Raw genomic sequence first — 3,119 nt, forward strand, 5'->3', positions numbered from 1 at the left:
GGCCGCGACGCTGTCCCCGTCGTCCGCGGCGACGAGCCGAACGAACGGCGCGTCGGCGAGGACGCTGGCGAGCGCGTCGGGCGTGGGCGTGGTGGTCGTGGTTTCGGTTTCGGTCACGGTCGGGGTTCGGCCTCGATTCCGTTCGGTCGCGTTATTCTAACAGCTCGACGGCGTTCTCGTAGGTGTACGTGAACTCCTCGTCGAGCTCGTCGCCGCGGTAGTAGTTCACCAGGCGGCGGATCTTCGACTCCGTGTTCTGGAGCGCGCGCTTGTTCTGGTAGTCCTGGCCGTTCTCGGCCATGTGCTCGCGCAGGCGAACCGCGCGGGCGAGCAGGTTACGCAGGTCCTCCGGGAGATCCTTGCGAGCGTCGTGCTCCTCGAGGATCTCGGTGACCTTCTTGCCGGTCGCCAGCTTGACGTCCGGGATCGGGGTGCCTTTGACGCCCTCGTCACGGAGTTTGAGTCCGATGACGCTGGGGTCGTGACCCTGTTCCGCCAGTTCGACGACGCGGGACTCGATGTCCTCGGCGTCGACGTCGCTCCACTCCGGGTTCTCGTCCGTCGCCGGCTTGTCCGAACCGGACGAACCGCGACGGCGCGTGTGCATTCGTGCCATTGTGTGAAATTGGAACGGCACAACCGCGAGACGTGACCGCGCCGCCGCGCGACGCGACCTTCGGGGCGCTCGTCGGACGAGCGGCTCCCGGCCTGTCGGCCCGCGCGTTGCGGGCCGGCGTGGTCGCGCCGTCGGAGACGACGGTGCACTGCTACGTTCCCAAGCCGTGGGCGAACAGACCCCGGCGCGTCGGATCCGCAGCTGTGCTGTTCCCATCGAACACCTCGCCGTCGCCCCTCTTAAGCGTGTTCTTGTCCGTACGCCGCGTGAAACACTCGCGTCCGACCCACGTCCAAGGTGCGAACTGTTTTGCTTCCGGCCACCCGGCGTTCAGCCGTGGAGTCGTTTCTCACCGTCGCGATCGGGTTGTTCGTCCTGACCAACCTCGACATCCTGCTCGTGACGATCGCGTTCCGTCTCGACGACGCGTACGCGACCATCGAGATCCTGATCGGGTACACCGTCGGCGTCGTCGTCGGCTTGGCCGCGGCCGTCGTCGGGGGAGCCCTCGCGGCCGAGCTGCTACGGGGCGGGGCGTTCCTGCTCGGGGTCGTCCCGCTCGGACTCGGGATCTGGGGGCTGGTTCGGCGACGACCGGAGACGGGCGCCCCGAGCGCCCCAGGGGACTTCGGTGCCTCGGTCGGCCCAGGCGAACCGGACGAACCGGACGAACCGGACGAACCGGACGAACTGGACGAACCGGACGAACCGGACGAACCGGACGAACCGGACGAACTGGACGAACCGGACGAACCGGACGAACCGGGCGAACCGAGTTCGACGGCCGGGACTAGCAGACAGCCGAGCCGCCGGGGACGGATCGGCGTCGTCTCCGTCACGGCTCTCGGCTTGAACGGTGAGAACCTGGCGGTGTACGTCCCGTTCTTCGCCGGGTTGGCACCGATAGAGCGGCTCGTCGTCGTGGCCGTCTATCTGCTCGCCGCCGCCGTCCTGTTCCTCGTCGCGCTTGGCGGAGCACACCTCGCCGGCGACACCGATCATCCGACGTGGATCGATCGGTGGATCGTCCCGACCGTTCTGGTGTTCGTCGGTGGCTACGTCCTCGTCTCCGGGTGGCTCGCGGCGTGAAACCGACCGACCCCCACGGCGTGCTACCGATCCCGTCTTATATACTGCTCGCGCGGTACGCGTCGATCGATTCGGCGACGAGGTACACGGCCGCCGCGACGCCGGCGACGCCGAGCGCGATCGTCCCGACGGTGACCGGCCCGACCGCAACGCCACCGGCGACGATGTAGGCGACCCCTGCCGAGAGTACGACCGCGAGAGTCGCGACGTACCGCCACCGCGCCGCCGCCGGCACCATCCCGTCGTCGTCGCGGATCGCGAGATAGAGGTGTGCCCCGCCGAAGATCGCGCCGTACGAAACCAGTGCGACGACGCTGATCGCGGACCTGGACTCCGGTAGCAGCCCGGCGGACTGGACGCCGAGGAGGACGAGGAAGGTGATCCCGACGGTTCCGAGGTGGACCTTCGTGTCGCGAGAGACCATACTCACGCGTCTCGGGTTGAACCGTATCAGTCTTCGGCCGTCCTCGCGCGGTACCGTTGCGCTCGCTCTCGCGGGTCGTACCGGGCCGCTTTTCACCGCTACCCGCCAACGATAAGTCGTGCTATCGGTCGAGCTGCATACCCATTCCGCGCTGTCCCACGACGGGCGCGACCCGGTCGAGCTCCTCTTGGAGCAGGCGGCCGCGGTCGGGCTCGACGCGCTCGCCGTCACGGACCACGACGAGATCGACGCCAGTATCGAGGCGGCCGAGCTGGCCCCCGACTACGGACTCGTCGGTATCGTTGGCATGGAAGTGACCTGTGCGGCCGGCCACGTGCTCGCGTTCGGCATCGACGAGGCGATCGAACCCGGGCTCCCCTTCGACGAGACGCTCGACCGGATCCACGATCAGGACGGGGTTGCGGTGGTCCCCCACCCGTTCCAGAAGTCGAGACACGGCGTCGCCGCGCATATCTCCGACGAGCAGCTCGCGAGCGCGGACGCCATCGAGGTGTACAACTCCCGGCTGTTCACCGGGCGCTCGAACCGGCAAGCGGAGAAGTTCGCGATCCGCCGGAACCTCCCGATGACCGCCGGCAGCGACGCGCACATCTCCGAGATGGTCGGTCAGGCCGTCACTGAGGTCGGCGCGGACGAGCGCTCCGCCGAGGCGATCCTCTCCGCGATCGCCGACGGCCGGACCAGCGTCGTCGGGAAGCGGACGCCGTGGCGCGTCTCGATCCGCCAGTTTGCCGGCGGGGCGAAACGCCGAGCGTTCCGCGCCGTCGACCGACTCCGACGGGCGGGACCGACCCGTGACCGGCCCGATCGGGATGACTGACAGCGGTGATGCGGACGACATGAGCGACCCAGGCGGCGCGGACGACGTCGGTGGGACGGACAACGGAGACGACATCCGCGGGGCGACTCCGACGCTCGTCGGCAACGCCCTCCGTGACCGCGATCCGCTCCCCGGCACCTGCGGGTTCG

At 68.7% G+C, this 3,119-nt stretch carries 4 protein-coding genes; 2 read left to right on the top strand and 2 right to left on the bottom strand.

Annotation, left to right across the window (positions count from 1 at the left end; genetic code table 11):
- Positions 1-151: 151 nt before the first annotated feature.
- Positions 152-616 (bottom strand): 30S ribosomal protein S15, encoded by a 465-nt coding sequence (locus tag ACFQEU_RS13695; RefSeq protein WP_379783055.1) that lies wholly within the window; start codon positions 614-616, stop codon positions 152-154.
- A 336-nt stretch (positions 617-952) separates the two neighbouring features.
- Between ACFQEU_RS13695 and ACFQEU_RS13700 the strand changes: the two genes are divergently transcribed.
- The gene (locus tag ACFQEU_RS13700) at positions 953-1,705 is read left to right on the top strand and encodes a cadmium resistance transporter (RefSeq protein ID WP_379783057.1); all 753 of its coding nucleotides are present in this window, start codon (positions 953-955) and stop codon (positions 1,703-1,705) included.
- 37 nt (positions 1,706-1,742) lie between these two features.
- On the opposite strand, the gene ACFQEU_RS13705 is transcribed toward ACFQEU_RS13700, so the two are convergent.
- A complete protein-coding gene (locus ACFQEU_RS13705; protein ID WP_379783059.1) occupies positions 1,743-2,129 on the bottom strand; it encodes a hypothetical protein in 387 nt (128 codons plus the stop codon).
- A gap of 118 nt (positions 2,130-2,247) precedes the next feature.
- On the opposite strand from ACFQEU_RS13705, the gene ACFQEU_RS13710 reads away from it, so the two are divergent.
- Positions 2,248-2,970, top strand: coding sequence for a PHP domain-containing protein (locus ACFQEU_RS13710; protein ID WP_379783061.1), 723 nt, complete (start codon positions 2,248-2,250; stop codon positions 2,968-2,970).
- Positions 2,971-3,119 lie beyond the last annotated feature (149 nt).

Origin of the sequence: Halorubrum tibetense, from assembly GCF_042661865.1 — an archaeon.
GTDB lineage: Archaea > Halobacteriota > Halobacteria > Halobacteriales > Haloferacaceae > Halorubrum > Halorubrum tibetense.

Coding starts and splice junctions, on each gene's coding strand:
- ACFQEU_RS13695 (WP_379783055.1), bottom strand. CDS start 616: ATGGCACGAATGCACACGCGCCGTCGCGGTTCGTCCGGTTCGGACAAG.
- ACFQEU_RS13705 (WP_379783059.1), bottom strand. CDS start 2,129: ATGGTCTCTCGCGACACGAAGGTCCACCTCGGAACCGTCGGGATCACC.